Raw genomic sequence first — 16,615 nt, 5'->3', positions numbered from 1 at the left:
GTGGAAAGGAACTGGAGTCCAATGCCTTACCGTGAAAGTCAGGCCGGGGCCCGGTGGGAGCGGCTTTAGCCGCGACGGGACCTCGCAAGCTGCCGTGGTCTCGTCGCGGCTAAAGCCGCTCCCACGGTGACTTTCATCGTCCGGGGTGGCTGGTCTTGCTGCCATGGCCGTTAGCCGGTGGAGCCAGCGCAAGCACCAGCCGCGACACGGCATGAACGGTCCCCGCCGCGGCAGGGCATCGTGCCTGCCTGCGTCGCGGCCTGGGGGCCCCTCCTACGGGCGGACATGCGCCGCCAACACCGGAGCGAAGACCCGCCGCGCCAGGGACTCGAAGTCGGCGTCGATGGGGTCGCGCCCCCGAAAGGCGGTGCGGATGGCCCACTGTGGCGACTCGCCCGACCAGCCACCGAAGCCGCCCTGCCAGGCATGCCAGGTCTCGCCTTCCCAGCCGACGCGGGCGAAGGCTGCGGAGGTCTCGGGAAAGAGCGGCAAGGGCGCCAACTGGCCCTGGCGGAACAGCTCGACCAGATCAGCCAGGTACCCCACCGCACCCGCAACCGGTGCCAGTTCCAGGACTTCCAGGCTGAAGCTGTGGCTCCGCTTGTTCTCCACTTCGGTCAGCAGCCGGCTGCGACAGTCCACCCCGACGGGCGCCAGGTGGTTCAGCACCAGGTGCCGCACCCACAGACCCAGCAGGTCCTGGGCGCGCCGCCGGCCCAGCCGATACGCGACCCGCCCTGCGGCCGTCACGCCGTCCACCCAGCCGACGAGCCTCACACCCCCGAGCGGCAGGTCCAGCTCCAGCGGCGGACACGCATCGGTGAGATAGGGCGCGAGCCCATCCCGAAAGGCTGTCACCCGCGCGGACTGGGCGTCCAGGATCAGCTCAGCCGCAGCCCCATGCGGTAGGTCGCCGGCCGCCCGGACCAGCGCGTGGGCCTCGGCCTCGGGGCAACCCTCCCCCGCCAGCACGAACAGTCGCTGGCGCAGGCCCCAGCCGGTCAGCCCGTCGAGCACGAAGGGCTCCACCTCGGCCAAGGCGGCGGACTCCTGCGGTGGGCGCAGGCCCAGGGTGCGGGTGAGGAACCACTCGGCGGGCAGGCGCAGGAAGCGGATCAGGTCATCGAGTTCCAACTCTTGCAGGGGGGCGTCCGCAACCGGCTCCGGCGCCGCGGCCGGCGTGAGCGCCTGCGCGGCAAAGCACTCCGCCCCGGCCGCGCGACCGGCACGGGCGGCCCGACACCAGTCGTCGCGGTAGCTCCACAGGCGCACGTCCGCGCCGTCGAAATAGCGCCGGGAGAAGGGCTGGAGCGGGTGGCGCACCAGCAGCCGCTCCATCAGGTCGACGCCGTCGGTGAAGCAGAAGGCGCCGCGGCAGTAGTCCAGCAACTCGTCCACCAGCACCGAGGGGATCCGCACCGCGTTGTCGCGCTGGTCGCTGCCGACATAGGAGCAGTAGAAACGCTCCCGGGCGGACAGCAGGGCCTCCAGGAACAGGTGCCGGTCGTCCTCCCGGCGGGCGCGGTCGCCGCGACGCGGGGCGGCGGCCATCAGGTCGAAGCTCAGCGGGCGCTGGTCGCGCGGGAAGTCGATCCCGTTCATGCCGAGCAGACACAGGACCCGCGCCGGGATGCTGCGCATGGGGACCATGTTGCAGAAGGTGACCCGGCCGGTCAGGAAGCGCTGGGCGGGGGCGGCGGCATCCAGCACGGCGCCCACCTCGGCACGCAGGATATCGAGCCCGACCGGCGCCGTCAGGCCGGCGGCGGCCCCATTCAGGCCGAGCTGGTCCAGCGCGGCGCGCAGGGGGTTGGAGCAGTTGCGCCTCGTCCTCGTCCGGGTCGAACAGGTCGCCGAGCAACCGGTTGACGAGCCCGGCCCAGTCGGCCAGCAGATAGGACTGCGCCAGGGCCGAACGCCAGCGCCCCAGTGCGTCGATGAACTCCTGGAGCCCACCCAGCGCGACCGTCTCCGGACCCTCCAGGTCCGGATAGGGCAGCACCCCGTGGTAGAGGCTGTCACCCGGCGGCAGGGCGAGCCCCAGAAAGAGCCGGCGCAGCCCGAAGGCCCAGGAGTTGGCGTCCTCGCCCGGCAGCTCCAGGTCCGCACGCATGGTCGCGTCCAGGCCCCAGCGCACGCCGGTTTCGGTGACCCAGGTGTGGACGCGCTCCAAGGCATCGGCATCGATACCGAAGCGCCGGGCGATGGCAGGGACCTCCAGCCAGGCCAGCACCTGCGCCGCCCCCAGGCGCGAGTGCGGCAACCCGAGCAGCTCGGCAACCGCGCCCAGGATCGGCTGCTCCGCCGACAGACGCCGGTCGGCGATCGACCAGGGGATGCGCTGCTGCGCCGGTGCGGCACCGAACACCGCGTCGATGTGGGCGGCATAGCTGTCGATGTCCGGAGCCATGCAGATGACCTCCCGGGGCTTGAGTCCCGGCAGGGTCGCAAAGAACCGCAGCAGCCGGTCGTGCAGGACCTGGACCTCGCGGTGGCGCCCGTGACACGCCTGGACCTGGATGGAGTCGTCCGCCGGGTCCAGGGGGGTGCGATCCGCCGGGTCGGCGCGGCGCCGATCGCGCAGATCCAGGATGTCGCCTTGGATCAGCCCAAGCAGACTGGCGGGGTCCGGCTCGCGAAAGTCGGGCAGCCAATCGCCCCCCATGTCCAGCAGTTGGTCCTGAAAACCCATGCCGCCGTGACCCCAGGAGGCGAGCAGCGGATTGCCCAGATCCAGCAGTGCGGAACTGTCCGGGGTCCCGGTCAGCAGTGCGCGGGCACGCCGGCGCGCCCGCCGCCCCTCGTCCACGATGTCCGCCCAATACTCCTGGCAGGGGTTGAGGACGAACAGATGCACCGGGATCAGCCCGGCGAGCCCGGTGAGGACCCGGCAATAGATGGGCGGCAGCGCGGTGGGCGCGAACACCAGGACCCGCTCGGGCAGGGGCGAGTGGGGCGCGACACCATCGGTGAGTGCGCGGTCGAGCCGGGAGAAGAGCGCGGCACGGTGGGGGGTCTCGATCTCGGCGGCGAGCTGCCGCCACAGCCGGGCCTGCCAGTGGTCGTGAGCGGGCGCCGGGCCCTGTTCCCACTCCAGGACCACATCCGGACGGTAGACCAGGTATTGGTCGAACAGGTCGGCGACGCGACGCGCCAACTGGTAGGTCTTGAGCTCCTGCGGCTCGCCCACGAGGTAGCGCGCCGGCTCCGCAAAGGCCGGGTCGGCGATGAGCGCCGGCAGGCGGGCGAAGACCCGCCACACCAGCCGATCCTTGTCCCACTCCGATTGGGGCGGCAGGTCCGCAAACCAGCAGCCGAGCAGGTCCCACACCAGCCGCGCCGGCAGCGGAAAGCGCAGATTGGCGGCGACCCCGGACTGCTGCGCCAACCCCTGGGCCAGCCAGCGGGCCATCCCCTGATTCTGGGCGACCAGAAACTCCTCGCCAAAGGGGTCGGCGAGCGGCTGGTCGAGCACCTCGACCAGGTGGTCGAGCAGGACCTCGAGGCGGTTGCTGTGATGGATCTCGAGCATGCTCAATCCCCCTTCACCTTGTTCCACGTATACACGGAGGTCACGGCATAGTTCCACACCGCCCCCACGAGTATCCCGGCGATGGCCGAGAGGACCCAGGCGGTCTCACCGACCAAGTGGGTCTCGAAGGCGTAGGTGGCGATCCCGACATTGGCGATGGCGCCCAGCGAGCAGGCCAGGGTGTAGGAGAACCAGCCGCGCAGCAGACCCCAGCCGCGCAGTTGCCGATCGCGGTAGGTGAAGGCGTTGTTGATGAAGAAATTGAAGGTCATGGCCACCGACGCCGCGGCAGTCTGACCGGCGGCGAACCCGGATCCACCGAGATCGTAGACCAACCACAGTACCAACAGATGGACAAAGACCCCGGTCCCGCCGACCAGGGCGAAGGGGATGAAGCGGATCGGCACATAGCGCCCCAGGGTCTTGTCCAGGAACATCATCAGATAGTCCCAGATCGCGGTGGTGTCGCGCCCGCCCTCGCCCGCCGGCCGGGTGTCGGTCCCCCGGGTGTCAATCTGATAGGGGATCTCGATAAATCGCAGTGGCCGCCGGTTGGAGGCGAAGAGGTCAGGCAGGACCTTAAGGCTGATCCCCGAGAGTCCGCCCAGCGCACCCTCCAAGACCTCGCGGGTGAGAACGAAGAATCCGCTCATGGGGTCGGTTAGGGTAGCCTTCAGCACCAGCCGCGATAAGCGGGTCGCAACCCGGTGGACCAGTTCAGGCCCGGCCGCCGCATCGTGCGTATAGCGGCTCCCCACGGCAAGATCGAGGTGCTGCGCCCGCACCGCGTGCAGCATGGCGGGCAGGTGTACCGCGGCCGGCGCCAGGTCGGTCTCCAGCACCGCCAGGTAGGGCGCGGCGGAGGCCAACATCCCCTCCACGCACGCGCTGGCGAGCCCGCGCCGGCCGATCCGCTGCACCACCCGCACCCGTGGGTCATCCCGGGCCAGCAGCCGCACCGCGGCGGCCGTGCCATCGGGTGAGTCGTCATCGACCACGATGACCTCCCAGGCGATCCCGTCCAGGACGGCGGCGAGCCGCTCCACCAATGGCTCGATCTCCCCGCACGCATTGAAGGTCGGGACGACGACGGTCAGCTCGGGACTGGAAGACACAATCACCTCTGGGGGTTCGGGGGATGGTTTGGGCCGCCGGCCGCGAAGAATAGCCCGCCGTGCGTAGGGTGGATAAGGCCCGCGGTAGGGTGCCGCGGGTCTGGCACAGCGGCCGCTCGCGCCGCATCCACCAGCCGAGGCGAGCGCCTTGGTGGATGCGCTACGCTTATCCACCCTACCGACGGCCGGATCACTTCGCACGCAAGAGGCGCGTCAAAACCGGTTAACATCCTCACCCTTTCATCGTCGCCATCCACGCTACGCTATGTCGCTCAGTCAGTCATTGCCCATTTCCGAACACCCGGTACCGCCAGCCGCCAACGCCGCCAGCTGTCTCACCTGGTCCGACCTGGACCCGCTGCATGCGGGCGCGGTGCCGCAGCGCTACGGCATGGAGATCGTCCTGTGCGATCCGGGCGCCACCCTCCCCGGCAGCTATTTTGGCGACGCCGAGGCGGGCCTGATCGGCAACCGACTCTATCTGCGCCCCGACACCCCGCTGCACTCGATGCTGCACGAGGGCTGCCACTATATTTGCATGGACGCGCAGCGGCGCGCGACCCTGCACACCGACGCGGGCGGCGACTTTCCGGAGGAGAATGGGGTGTGCTACCTGCAGATCCTGCTGGCGGACGCCATCCCGGGCTTCGGGCGGGAGCGTATGTTCGCCGATATGGACGCCTGGGGCTACACCTTCCGGCTCGGCTCGGCCCGCGCCTGGTTCGAGCAGGACGCGCAGGATGCCCGCCTGTGGCTGCGCGAGCACGGACTGACCGACGACCAGGACCAGCCGACGTGGGCGCTACGCACCTGACCGCGCCACCCACGGGCACCCGCCCCCGGGTCCTGCTCAAGGCGCTGGGCTGCCGCCTGAACGAGGCCGAACTGGAGGACTGGGCCGCGGGCTTTCGCGCGCGCGGCTTCGTGCTCGCCGGAGACGATGAGCCGGCCGACCTCATCGTCATCAACACCTGTGCCGTGACCGCGGAGGCCACACGCAAGTCACGTCAGTGGTTGCGCCGCGCGCACCGCGCCAACCCGCTGGCGCGGCTGGTGGTAAGCGGGTGTCTGGCTTCACTGGAGGCGGCCGACCTGGCGCGGGAGTCCGGGGTGGACCTGGTGGTCGGCAACCAGGACAAGGACCGGCTGGTCGAGATCGCCGCGGCCGCCCTGAGCCTACCGATCATGCCCGAGTTGGCCATCGTAGGGTCGGCCAACCCACTGTTCGCCCGCGGTCGTCAGCGCGCCTTCATCAAGGTGCAGGACGGCTGCCGCCACGCCTGCACCTTCTGCGTGACCACGCTTGCCCGCGGCACGGAACGCAGCCGCCCGCTCCCGGAGATCATTGAGGCCATCAATCATTACAGCGCCAGCGGGGTGCGCGAGGTGCTGCTCACTGGGGTACATCTGGGCGGTTACAGCGACACCACCGGGGCCGACCTTAGCGCACTGGTGCGGGCGGTGCTGCGTGAGACGGCGATCCCGCGCGCGCGTCTGGGCTCGCTGGAGCCCTGGGACCTGCCGGCGGACTTCTGGGAGCTGTTCGCCGACCCGCGGCTCATGCCCCACCTGCACCTGCCGATGCAGAGCGGCTCGGACGCGATGCTGCGGCGTATGGCCAGGCGCTGCAAGAGTGACGAATTCGCCCGTCTGGCCGGACTGGGACGGAGCGCAGTGCCGCAGCTCAACCTCACCACCGACATCATCGTCGGCTTCCCGGGCGAGAGCGACGCCGAGTGGCAGGAGACCCTGGCCTTCGTCGCCGCCATGGCATTCGGCCAGGTCCATTGCTTCAGCTATTCACCGCGCGCCGGCACCCGCGCGGCAAGCCTGCCCGGGCAGGTGGATGCACAGACCAAGCGGCAGCGGGTGCTGGAGCTGAAGGCACTGGCGGATCGGTTGCAGCAGCAGATGTTCGCCGCGCAGGTCGGACGGGACTCGCAGGTCCTGCGCGAAGGGCAGCCCCGCGCGGGCCAGCTGGGGGACCTGTTCGGCTATACCCCGAATTACCTGCCGGTGCGCATTGATGCGCACCCGGACGCGGCAGCGGTCGGCGAGGTGATGGACGTGACCATTCGCGGTATCGATCCGGATGGGGCGACGTTACGCGGGTGTCTCCGCGACCAGATCGGATAAGGGGCGATATGAAAAAGCACGTTTCATACTGGATCGCAACGCTATTTGCCCTGGCGATCGTGACGGGCGTTGGCACCTACGTGAGGCACGTCAAGCTCCTGCGCGCTGAGATCGAGAGCACCTTTCTCAGCCGCAACGAACTGCTGAGCACCTTCGTTGCCTTGCACCGGGACCAGGTCACCGTCATGCGTAACCTGGTAGTAGAGCGCTACCGTACCGCCGCCGAGCCCGCTGTCAGCGGGCTGCAAATCCGTGAACACCCCGAGCTCAATGGGTGGGAGGTCCTGACTCCCGAAGTGCCAGTGGCCGGCACCGTCACGGGAGACGGCCCGCTTCCTCTCTCCCCGCAGCAGCGGCGTGAAATCGCTGCCGCAATGGGCATAGAGGCGCAGGTCCGTGCAGCGCTTAAGTTCGACAAGGAGGTGGCATGGCTCTACTACGTGTCGGCCAACCAGTTCATTTATCTGGCGCCACAGACCCCGGTGGAGCAATTCCACTTTACCCCCGAGCTCTATCAGCGCGGCTATTGGCTGGAGGCCGTGCCGGAGCGGAACCCGCAGCGGCGTATGATCCTCAACGGCCCCCTCAAGGACTTGGGTGGCAAGGGATGGGTGATGACATTTGCCGAGCCAGTCTATGTCGACAACACGTTTTTGGGCGTGGTTGCACTGGACCTGCGTATCCAGACCCTGGAGCAACTCACCAAGATCGGTCAGAGCACGGGCGAGACCATCATGATCGGCGAGAACGAACGCCTGATTGCCCGACCGGGCGGATTCGCGCCAGATGTCCAACTGCAGCCACGGCTCAGCGATAAGCTCATCGACTGGCATGAGGACGATGCCAACGGCTGGTGGCTTAGCAGTCCGGTGATCAAGGATGAGCTCTGGTTAGTGCACCGCGTCAGCCGCCGTCAGCTCTATTGGGCGGCGGCCCGCGAAAGCGCGGCCACCTGGCTGGTGATCGTGATGCTCGGAGTACTTGGCGTCATGGCCTGGCGCCTGAGAACCGCGCTCGCCCAAGTCACGCAACTGACCCATGTCGACCCCTTGACGCAGGCACTGAACCGCCGCGGCTTCTATGCGCAGGCGCAAACCACCCTGGCACTCGCAAAGCGCAAGCAACTGCCCCTGGCGCTGATCATCATGGACATCGATCACTTCAAGAGAATCAACGATAACCATGGCCATGCCGCCGGGGACACGGTGCTCAAGCAGTTGGGAGGCTATCTGAACGACGCGCGCCGGCCCTTCGATTTATTCTGCCGCTGGGGCGGTGAAGAGTTCATCCTGGTCCTGGTGCTCGATGACGCCACCCCAGCGGTTGCGGTCGCTGAACGCTTTCGGCAGGAAGCACAGCGCACACGCATACCACCGGATGACCTTCCGATCACGCTGAGCGGGGGCCTGGTCATGATTCAGGACGGCGAGCCCATCGACGCGGCCATTAAGCGTGCCGACCGGTTGCTCTATCAGGCCAAGGAAGGCGGTCGCAACAAGATCATTGCGCAGGTGTGAGGATGGCCGCCGCGGCGCGGATTGGCGTCGATCATAACTCCGGCCACACCCTCTCGTGACACCGCTGCGGCGGTGTCACGCATGTGTTGGGCGCTGTGCGCACAGAGGCCGTTGGCGGGAGGGGCCTTGATCATCGCTCCGGCCAGCGGCCATGTTCTGGAGTCCAAGGCTTCAACCTTGGTCCTATCCATCCAAGGCTGAAGCCTTGGACTCCAGCCCGGCTTTGATAGAAGAGTGCAGAGATGATATCGAAACACAACCTGCGGCTATTGCCTATTGCCTTTCTGAACTTGGCGCTGCTGGGTTGCACGCCGGCGATTTCAGACCTGGACCTGTCGCAAGCGGCGGCCGATCATCTCCCGCGGGATGCTGCATTGCGTTTCCTGATGGCGATGGATAACAATAGAAATTATCTCCCCTGTCGATTCAGACCGGATGAGGTCGAGCGTGAGCATTCCGGGGGCAAGCGGGCAGCCTATTCATCATTGACGGTCGAGCCAGCAGCGCGTGGCAGTGGCCTACTACGTGAAAACGGGCGGATATTCTGCTTTTTCGGGGGGCCGGAGGAAGCAGACAGGCAGCATCTGGAACAGCGACTCTTTTTCAGGAAGACAGTGACTGCCCTGCTGGCCCTCGGGGTCCAGGCCCCCTCGAACGCCAAGTAGTTCCGGCTCGGTGTCAGGGTTGTCCCGCTGAACATGGAAGCGTCAGAAACATCCGAAGAGGATTGCTCGCGAAGATAGCGGTTCAGCGAGACCACACGGCAATCAAATGCTTGACGGTCATGATTCGGCCCCAGCGCCGCAATGCGCAGTGACCCCGCAGCCCAATTCAAGGTCGGATAATACGCGCATGCTCATCGAGCGCCTGTTGCAGCCGGTCGTTGGGCTGCGGCGGGTCGAGCAGCATCGCCTGAAAGCACGCCCATTCCTCGCTCGTCAGCACGATGGCGTCATACGTCCGCACAACCTGCTCAGCCTGCCGCAAGGCGACATCAATAACAAAGTCCGTCAAGGTCTTATCGAGATAGGCCGCAGCACGCTCCAGGGTCTGCTTGGACTGTGGACGCGGACGCAGGCTGAGACGCTCCTGGCGTTGCGCAACCCTGGGCATGGCGGGGATCTCCGAAAATTGATACCGACTAAAATGTACGCGCGATTGACGCACACTTCAACCGCGGGTCAGGACCGAGCGTCGACGCAAGCCACTGAGTAACTGGCCAGACGCTGCAAGGGCGCCGAGTTCGCCCCTCTGGCCGGGCTGGGGCCGAAGCACACCACCAACATCATCGTCAGCTTCCCGGGTGAGGCCGCGGCGCAGTGACAGGAGACCCTGGACTTCCCCGAACCGACGCGCCGCCGCATTGAGGCCGAGGCCCAGAGACCCTCTAAGAAGGGGCTGGACCGCACACGGGTCACGGCGAGCGTCGATAAGGGCATTCACTGACCCCGGGCCAGTTTTTTTGGCTATACTCACCCCTTGACTTGACTGGCACACTGGACCCGCATCAGCCAAGACACTGACTTACAGTGACTTATTTCGCGTCAGCGAACAGATGTGCCGCGGGTCGGCCAGGATCGTAGCGGGCGCTCTGCGCTGCGAGTATCGCTGACCGGGACGATGGTCCTGAACATGGATCGTTCGATGCCGGACAGGCAACAACGCATGGCCGGGCATGGACGATCCATGCTGGAGATACAGCCGAGCCCCCCCAGAGATTGGCCGATGGATGCTGGAGATACAGCAGCGAAGGTTCGGCATCCGCCGATCCATGTCGGACCATGGAACGACGGATGCCGCGACGTGGACGCCGCCTGTCGTTACATCGATCGCCGATCTTGGCGATCGAACCGCGACGGTCGGACATCGATCGATCCGGGTCTGGACATAGACGCGTGGATGCCGCGACATGGCGCGACATCTCTTGTGCATGTCGCGCCATCTCTGGCGCATCTCGCGTCATGCGCCGGCATCGGCGTGTCTATCGCGGAGATTAGATTTTCGATGTCCGACAGCCATCGCATCATTCGTCCACATCGGACGATGGATGTCCAGCATCGATCGTCCTACCATGGGCATGGGATCATGGACACCGAGCATGGGGCCAGCCAGTTCGGACACGAGACGAAGGAACGCAGGCGTGGATTTTTCCTTATGTAGGGGCGGGATTGAAACCCGCCCCTACGGGCACTGCATCCGTCTACCTGGACTCAGACGGGCTGCGGTACGCGGGCGCACCCTCACCACCGGGCGCTCCAGCTCAATCGAATTCATCGGACGACACCACGGTCGATGAGCGAAACACCCGCAGGATCACCACCGCCCCGACCACAAAATTGTTCTTTTGCTTGACCAATGGGCTATCGGCAAAGACCGCGTCGGCGACTGTATCCCAGCGGGCGTAGGTACCGAACGAAACCCGCGGGTTCAGGTCGTATTGAGCGGAAGCAGACAGATAGGCATCGCTCACGCCGGCCGCGGAGCGATAGGCCGGGCGCTCGGGCGTGGCATAGGCGGGGGCCACGTTATAGAAATAGCCGTTATAGTCGCGGTCCCCGAAGTTGATGCCGGCACCGAAATGGAACCGGACATGCTGATCGAGGAAGCGGCTGCGGTTGAAATAGACCGCACCGAGCCCCCCCGTCAGACCTTGGTAGTGCATCTGCGGACCGCCGGAGAAGCCCAGCGACGCGGCGGCCCGCACGGACGCCTGGAGATAGAGCTGATCCAGCGGGTGGCGCCCGAGGAAAAACCACTTCACCGAGGGGCCGATCTCGCCGATGGCATCCAGCCTGGGCATCCCGGCCCGCGCCCGATTGGACTTGGGCACGGGAGGGTTGCCGGAGAGCGAGAGGCTGGTCTCCAGATACGGCCCCTGGTAGAAGATCCCGCGCACCCCTTCGCGGGTAGCCCGCAGGTACTTGCCGCGATAGGTGAAAAACGGGGTCGGAAAGGCATAGACCTGGGACTGGTCGGACCCGGGGTAATGCGGGATGCTCGCCACGAAGTTGTAGAGACCGAACTCCCAGAGTGGCGCCATGATCGTCTTGGGAGTGGTCGTGGCGGCAGAACCCGTCCCGCTCTGCGCGGCCGGCGCGACACCGACGACCAACAGGCACAGGACGGGGAGGAGTCGCAACGGCAGGGGTCTCATGGGCACTTGATCCTTGAAGGGACGGTTCTCAGCGTCGCGGACCGGCACCGAGTACACAAGACTCTAACCCCCTGCCGGACCGACCACAAGCCCGGCCGCTGCTCCCGGAACCGGCAGGTACCCCCGCCATCATGTAGAATCGCCCCCCTACGACGAGCGCAGAGATCAGGCTATGGCGGACAAAGAGACAACCCATTTCGGCTACCAACAGGTGCCGGTCGAGGAGAAGGCGGCGCGGGTACGGGAGGTCTTCGACTCCGTCGCCTCCCGCTACGACCTCATGAACGACCTGATGTCGCTGGGCATCCACCGGCTCTGGAAGCGGCACGCCATCGCGCTCGCCGGGGTGCGGCGCGGCCAGCGGGTGCTGGATCTCGCCTCCGGCACCGGCGACCTGGCGGAACGCTTCGCCGAGATCGTCGGGGCCAGCGGCCAGGTGGTGATGACCGACATCAACGAGGCCATGCTCTCGCGCGGCCGGGAGCGGCTGCTGGACAAGGGGCGGGTGGGCAACCTGAACTACTCCCTGGCCAACGCCGAGAAACTGCCCTTCACCTCCGACACCTTCGACTGCGTGACCATCAGCTTCGGGCTGCGCAACGTGACCCACAAGGAGTGGGCCATCGAGGAGATGTATCGGGTCTTGCGCCCCGGCGGGCGCCTCCTGATCCTGGAGTTCTCACACCCCACGAGCAAGGCCTTCAGCCGCGTCTACGATCTCTACTCCTTCAACGTACTGCCGTTCCTGGGCGGGTTGGTGACCAACGACGCGGAGAGCTACCGCTACCTGGCCGAGTCCATCCGCATGCATCCGGACCAGGAGACCCTGCGGGCGATGATGGTCGGTGCCCGGTTTGAGCGCTGCGCCTTCTTCAACCTGACCGGCGGGGTGGTCGCCATCCACCGGGGGTACAAGCTGTGATGACCGACGACGACACCCAAGGCTCCCGGCCGGGGGCGGGCTTCGCGATCCCCGCCGCCGTGCTGGCCGCGCTCGAGGCGACCCTGAATCACTACATCGCCCTCGACCCCGAGGGCGCCCGGGGCTTCGAACCGCTGTATGGCCGCATCATCGCCATCACCGTCGAGGGCATCGGTGCCCGGCTGACCCTTATCCCGGGACCCGATCGGATACAGGTCTTCGGCGCCTATGACGCCATCCCGGACTGCCAGATCCGCGGCACCCCGCTCGCCCTGCTGCGACTGGTGACCGCAGAGCGCAAGGAGTCGCAACTGGCCTCCGGCGCGGTACAGATCGAGGGCGATACCACGCTCGCCCACGGTTTGAGCAACGCCATGGCGGGGCTCGATGTCGACTGGGAGGAGCAACTGGCGCGGGTACTCGGTGACCCCATCGCCAACCAGATCGGCCGCGGCTGGCGTGCCGCCGGCGACTGGAGTAGCCAGACGGGGGAGACCCTGCGGGCCAATCTCAAGGAGTATCTGGAGGAGGAGTCCCGCCTGCTGCCCACCCGCTACGAGGTCGACTCCTTCATCGGTCAGGTCGACCTCGTGCGCGACGACGTGGAGCGCCTGGCCGCCCGCATCGAGCAACTGACGACGCTGGCGGGCGCGGAGCCCGGCGGCCGCCGATGATCGGCCCGCGTCAGGCACTGCGCCTGTTCCGCATAAACCGGGTACTGCTGCGCCACGGGCTGGACGAGGTCATCCTCGCCACCCATCTGTTCCGCCCGCTGCGCTGGATACTCTATCTCACCCCCTGGTACTGGCTGCGCGGGGAGCTTCCCAGCTACCCGGTACGGATGCGCCTGGTGCTGGAGGACCTGGGCCCGATCTTCGTCAAGTTCGGCCAGATACTGTCCACCCGCCGCGACCTGCTCCCCGACGACGTCGCGGTGGAACTGGCCAAGCTCCAGGACCGGGTGCCACCCTTTCCCGGCGAGCAGGCCCAGGCACTGATCGAGAAGGCCTGGGGCTGCCAGGTCGGCGAGGTGCTGGACGAATTCGACCAACGCCCGCTCGCCTCCGCCTCCGTCGCCCAGGTCCATACCGGGCGGCTCAAGGACGGCACCCAGGTGGTGGTAAAGGTCCTGCGCCCGGGGATCGAGAAGACCATCCGCCAGGACATCGACCTGCTCTACACGATCGCTCGCATGGCGGAGCGCTACTGGCCGGACGGCCGGCGCATGCGTCCGGTGGAGGTGGTGCGCGAGTACGAGAAGACCATCTTCGACGAGCTGGACCTGCAACGCGAGGCGGCCAACTGCTCCCAGCTGCGGCGCAACTGGTTGAATAGCGAGCTGATCTACATCCCGGAGGTCTATTGGGACTGGACCCGCGCCTCGGTGCTGGTGATGGAGCGCATCTACGGCGCCCCGGTCAACGACGTCGAGCGGCTCAAGGCCCAGGGCGTGAGCATGAAGCTCCTGGGCGAACGCGGGGTGGAGATCTTTTTCACCCAGGTGTTCCGGGATAATTTCTTCCACGCCGACATGCACCCGGGCAATATCTTCGTCGAGCCCAGCGGGCGTTATATCGCGGTGGATTTCGGCATCGTTGGCACCTTGACCAGTGACGATCAGCGCTACTTGGCGGAAAACCTGCTCGCCTTCTTCGAGCGCGACTACCGGCGCGTCGCCGAACTGCATGTGGAGTCCGGCTGGGTGCCGCCGGAGACCCGGGTGGATGAATTCGAGTCGGCCATCCGTACCGTCTGCGAGCCGATCTTCGAGAAGCCACTCGCGGAGATCTCATTCGGGCACTTCCTGGTGCGGCTGTTCCAGACCGCGCGGCGCTTCGACATGGAGGTCCAGCCCCAACTCGTCCTGTTGGAGAAGACCCTGCTCAACATCGAGGGTCTGGGCCGGATGCTCTACCCGGAGCTGGACCTGTGGACCACCGCCAAGCCCTATATGGAACGCTGGATGCGCGACCAGATCGGCATCAAGGGCCTGGTCAAGAAGACCCGGCGCAACCTGCTGACCATCGCCGATCAGTTGCCCGACCTGCCGCTGATCGCCCACCGTATCCTGCTCGCCGCGGACATGGAGGCACGCCGCTCATTCGTCGCCCGCAGCGGGACCAATGGCAAGCAGCGGGGCGAGGAGTCCGGCACCGGCGGCCTGTCCGCCCGTGCCCTGGCCGGCGCCACGCTGGCCGTCTGCGGTACCCTGATGCTGCTCCTGGGCCCAGGGCAGTGGCTGGCACCGGAGTTGGCCTTGGGGCTGGTGGGTGGGGCGTATCTGGGCGGGGCCTGGCTGCTGTTGACCGCGAGCCGTTAGTCTACCCCCGCGTGACACCGCTCGAGCGGTGTCACGCATGTGTTGGGCGCTCAGCGCCCCGAGGCCCGCGGCCCGCGGCCCGCGTGATGATCAAGACCACAGGGGATATCAACGATGTTCGACTATCCCGTTATTCTTGAAGCGCAACTGGAAGGCAGCTTTGTCGTCACCTTCCCCGACGTTCCGGAGGCAACCACTCAAGGCGAGGACATTGAGGAGGCCCTGCTCTACGCGATCGACGCCTTGGAGTCGGCGCTGTCATTCTACGTCGATGCCCGCAAACCACTACCGCTGCCCTCGCCCCCCGCGGACCGCCCCACGTTACGCCTATCGGGCTTGGAATGCGCGTAGCCCGGAATTTCGCAAAGCATTCCGCCAACCGAGTGCGAACCGTAAGGCCGGAGCGCCATTTTGACCCTGACCGCGGGACGCTTTACACCCTGCACGAGCTTACCCTCGGCAAATGCGAAGATACGCGCCTGATTCGGGATCATTTGCGTCATCGCAATATTCAGCACCCCGTCCGTTATGCTGCCGCCAGCCCGGCCCCGTTGAAAGGTCCTGGCACTCGATGGATTCCTTTACAGCTAGATAATCTCCAATCTGCGCAACGACAAGACTTAGGACGCGCAGTAGGTTAAACCCATGAGTATCGAAGAAAACTACAACATTGGCTTCATTGCTGCGCTCGCTCTGCGAGAGAAACAGATTCAGCAAAATTATCGCCCCATCATTGCCGTTCACAAGTGGTTTGCCCGACGCCCCGGCACTCTGTTCCGCGGGCTGTTACTTTCGGAATTTGCCAAGGGCCCTATCGAATCCACTTACTTCAAGCCCCACAGCTTCGTCGGTGTCACCATAGCGGACCCGTTCATGGGTGGCGGAACGCCTCTTTTGGAAGCTAACCGCATCGGCTGTAACGTCATCGGCGCCGATATCAACCCGATGGCAGCATGGGTGGTACACGAGGAAATCGACGCCCTTGACCTGACCGCCTATGCCGAAACGGCCGCGCGACTGGCTGAGCATCTGGCCCAAGTCCTCGGGGATTTCTACAAGACCCGCTGTCCGGTAACAGGCCGCGACGATGCCGACGTGAAGTATTTCATGTGGGTGAAAACGGGCACGTGCGTCGCCTGTGGTCAGGGGTTCGACCTGTTCCCCGGGTATACGCTGGCCGAGGACGCCCGGCATCCAACCTATGTGCTCATTTGCCCCGGCTGCGGCGACCTCAACGAGGTGGCAGACCCGAAAAATCCGGGCAAGTGCGCCTGTGGAGTAACGCTCAGAACCGAGGGCACGGTCAAGCGCAACAAATGCGCGTGCCCGTTTTGCGGCCATATCAACGCGACACCCTTTCATGGCGCAGGCCCGCCCACGCACCGGCTATTTGCCATTGAGTATCACAATCCTGAGCTCAAAAAGCGGCCCGGTCGGTTGTTCAAGAAACCAGACGCCGACGACCTGGCTCGCGTCGCGGCGGCGAGTGCGGCATGGAAACGGATGCGCCCATCATACGTGCCGGATGACACAATACCCGACGGGGACGAAAGTTCGCGCCTGCACCGCTGGGGCTACGAGCGATTCAGCGAGCTGTTTAGCGACCGGCAGTTACTCGCGCTGGAAACAAGTGCGCAGTTTATTTCCGGCGTGAAAGACCGTCGGGTGCGCAGAGCGCTAGCAACCAACCTGTCCGATCTGCTGCGCTATCAGAATATGCTCTGCCGCTATGACGCTATGGCATTAAATCCCTTGATATTTTTTCCGTTCATGGGTTTCCGGTCAGCTATTTGCAGCTGAAGTTTCCTACTTTTGATCTGGGGCCTTGACCGTCATTCCGGCGATGCTATTCCCGGCTCCTGTCCTTGAGCGCATGGGCTGCACATCGGTGCACCGGGCAGATGGTCGGAACGGCGGAC

Annotated in this window: 14 protein-coding genes; 9 read left to right on the top strand and 5 right to left on the bottom strand. The window is 65.8% G+C overall.

Annotated features, from left to right (window positions below):
* Window positions 1-273 precede the first annotated feature (273 nt).
* Genes QZY44_RS35765 through QZY44_RS11865 form a run of 3 tightly spaced genes read right to left on the bottom strand, consistent with a single transcriptional unit; the run spans window position 274 to window position 4,647 of the window.
* On the bottom strand, window positions 274-1,134 hold the full coding sequence (locus tag QZY44_RS35765) for a hypothetical protein (RefSeq protein WP_365304117.1): 861 nt from the start codon (window positions 1,132-1,134) through the stop codon (window positions 274-276).
* Window positions 1,121-3,532, bottom strand: a complete 2,412-nt coding sequence (gene recC, locus QZY44_RS11870) for an exodeoxyribonuclease V subunit gamma (protein ID WP_365304113.1) — start codon at window positions 3,530-3,532, stop codon at window positions 1,121-1,123. The genes QZY44_RS35765 and recC overlap by 14 nt, the downstream gene beginning before the upstream one ends.
* 2 nt (window positions 3,533-3,534) lie before the next feature.
* On the bottom strand, window positions 3,535-4,647 hold the full coding sequence (locus QZY44_RS11865; protein WP_365304110.1) for a glycosyltransferase: 1,113 nt from the start codon (window positions 4,645-4,647) through the stop codon (window positions 3,535-3,537).
* A 391-nt stretch (window positions 4,648-5,038) separates the two neighbouring features.
* Between QZY44_RS11865 and QZY44_RS11860 the strand changes: the two genes are divergently transcribed.
* From QZY44_RS11860 to QZY44_RS11845, 4 genes are all read left to right on the top strand, one after another.
* Entirely contained in the window at window positions 5,039-5,461 is a 423-nt protein-coding gene (locus QZY44_RS11860; protein WP_295446453.1) for a hypothetical protein, read from the top strand.
* The gene (mtaB, locus tag QZY44_RS11855) at window positions 5,443-6,783 is read left to right on the top strand and encodes a tRNA (N(6)-L-threonylcarbamoyladenosine(37)-C(2))-methylthiotransferase MtaB (protein WP_295446448.1); all 1,341 of its coding nucleotides are present in this window, start codon (window positions 5,443-5,445) and stop codon (window positions 6,781-6,783) included. Before QZY44_RS11860 ends, mtaB begins: the two co-directional genes overlap by 19 nt.
* An 8-nt stretch (window positions 6,784-6,791) precedes the next feature.
* Window positions 6,792-8,300 (top strand): sensor domain-containing diguanylate cyclase, encoded by a 1,509-nt coding sequence (locus tag QZY44_RS11850; RefSeq protein WP_295446446.1) that lies wholly within the window; start codon window positions 6,792-6,794, stop codon window positions 8,298-8,300.
* A gap of 242 nt (window positions 8,301-8,542) precedes the next feature.
* Window positions 8,543-8,965, top strand: coding sequence for a hypothetical protein (locus QZY44_RS11845; protein ID WP_295446444.1), 423 nt, complete (start codon window positions 8,543-8,545; stop codon window positions 8,963-8,965).
* A gap of 166 nt (window positions 8,966-9,131) precedes the next feature.
* On the opposite strand, the gene QZY44_RS11840 is transcribed toward QZY44_RS11845, so the two are convergent.
* Entirely contained in the window at window positions 9,132-9,413 is a 282-nt protein-coding gene (locus tag QZY44_RS11840; protein WP_295446442.1) for a DUF1778 domain-containing protein, read from the bottom strand.
* Window positions 9,414-10,560: 1,147 nt separating this feature from the next.
* On the bottom strand, window positions 10,561-11,454 hold the full coding sequence (locus QZY44_RS11835; RefSeq protein WP_295446440.1) for a MipA/OmpV family protein: 894 nt from the start codon (window positions 11,452-11,454) through the stop codon (window positions 10,561-10,563).
* A 172-nt stretch (window positions 11,455-11,626) separates the two neighbouring features.
* Between QZY44_RS11835 and ubiE the strand changes: the two genes are divergently transcribed.
* From ubiE to QZY44_RS11810, 5 genes are all read left to right on the top strand, one after another.
* Entirely contained in the window at window positions 11,627-12,376 is a 750-nt protein-coding gene (gene ubiE, locus QZY44_RS11830) for a bifunctional demethylmenaquinone methyltransferase/2-methoxy-6-polyprenyl-1,4-benzoquinol methylase UbiE (protein ID WP_295446438.1), read from the top strand.
* The gene (locus QZY44_RS11825) at window positions 12,376-13,050 is read left to right on the top strand and encodes an SCP2 sterol-binding domain-containing protein (protein ID WP_295446436.1); all 675 of its coding nucleotides are present in this window, start codon (window positions 12,376-12,378) and stop codon (window positions 13,048-13,050) included. Before ubiE ends, QZY44_RS11825 begins: the two co-directional genes overlap by 1 nt.
* On the top strand, window positions 13,047-14,696 hold the full coding sequence (gene ubiB / locus QZY44_RS11820; protein WP_295446434.1) for a ubiquinone biosynthesis regulatory protein kinase UbiB: 1,650 nt from the start codon (window positions 13,047-13,049) through the stop codon (window positions 14,694-14,696). The genes QZY44_RS11825 and ubiB overlap by 4 nt, the downstream gene beginning before the upstream one ends.
* A 114-nt stretch (window positions 14,697-14,810) precedes the next feature.
* Window positions 14,811-15,047 (top strand): type II toxin-antitoxin system HicB family antitoxin, encoded by a 237-nt coding sequence (locus QZY44_RS11815; RefSeq protein WP_295446432.1) that lies wholly within the window; start codon window positions 14,811-14,813, stop codon window positions 15,045-15,047.
* Window positions 15,048-15,341: 294 nt separating this feature from the next.
* The gene (locus tag QZY44_RS11810) at window positions 15,342-16,496 is read left to right on the top strand and encodes a hypothetical protein (protein ID WP_295446430.1); all 1,155 of its coding nucleotides are present in this window, start codon (window positions 15,342-15,344) and stop codon (window positions 16,494-16,496) included.
* The last annotated feature ends 119 nt before the right edge of the window (window positions 16,497-16,615 follow it).

It is taken from the genome of uncultured Thiodictyon sp. (genome assembly GCA_903837595.1).
Taxonomy (GTDB): domain Bacteria; phylum Pseudomonadota; class Gammaproteobacteria; order Chromatiales; family Chromatiaceae; genus Thiodictyon.
Note: the sequence above shows the minus strand (reverse complement) of the source record. Positions and strands in the feature narration are given on the sequence as shown.

Coding starts and splice junctions, on each gene's coding strand:
- recC (WP_365304113.1), bottom strand. CDS start 3,532: ATGCTCGAGATCCATCACAGCAACCGCCTCGAGGTCCTGCTCGACCAC.
- QZY44_RS11860 (WP_295446453.1), top strand. CDS start 5,039: ATGGAGATCGTCCTGTGCGATCCGGGCGCCACCCTCCCCGGCAGCTAT.
- QZY44_RS11850 (WP_295446446.1), top strand. CDS start 6,792: ATGAAAAAGCACGTTTCATACTGGATCGCAACGCTATTTGCCCTGGCG.
- QZY44_RS11845 (WP_295446444.1), top strand. CDS start 8,543: ATGATATCGAAACACAACCTGCGGCTATTGCCTATTGCCTTTCTGAAC.
- QZY44_RS11840 (WP_295446442.1), bottom strand. CDS start 9,413: ATGCCCAGGGTTGCGCAACGCCAGGAGCGTCTCAGCCTGCGTCCGCGT.
- QZY44_RS11835 (WP_295446440.1), bottom strand. CDS start 11,454: ATGAGACCCCTGCCGTTGCGACTCCTCCCCGTCCTGTGCCTGTTGGTC.
- ubiE (WP_295446438.1), top strand. CDS start 11,627: ATGGCGGACAAAGAGACAACCCATTTCGGCTACCAACAGGTGCCGGTC.
- QZY44_RS11825 (WP_295446436.1), top strand. CDS start 12,376: ATGACCGACGACGACACCCAAGGCTCCCGGCCGGGGGCGGGCTTCGCG.
- ubiB (WP_295446434.1), top strand. CDS start 13,047: ATGATCGGCCCGCGTCAGGCACTGCGCCTGTTCCGCATAAACCGGGTA.
- QZY44_RS11815 (WP_295446432.1), top strand. CDS start 14,811: ATGTTCGACTATCCCGTTATTCTTGAAGCGCAACTGGAAGGCAGCTTT.
- QZY44_RS11810 (WP_295446430.1), top strand. CDS start 15,342: ATGAGTATCGAAGAAAACTACAACATTGGCTTCATTGCTGCGCTCGCT.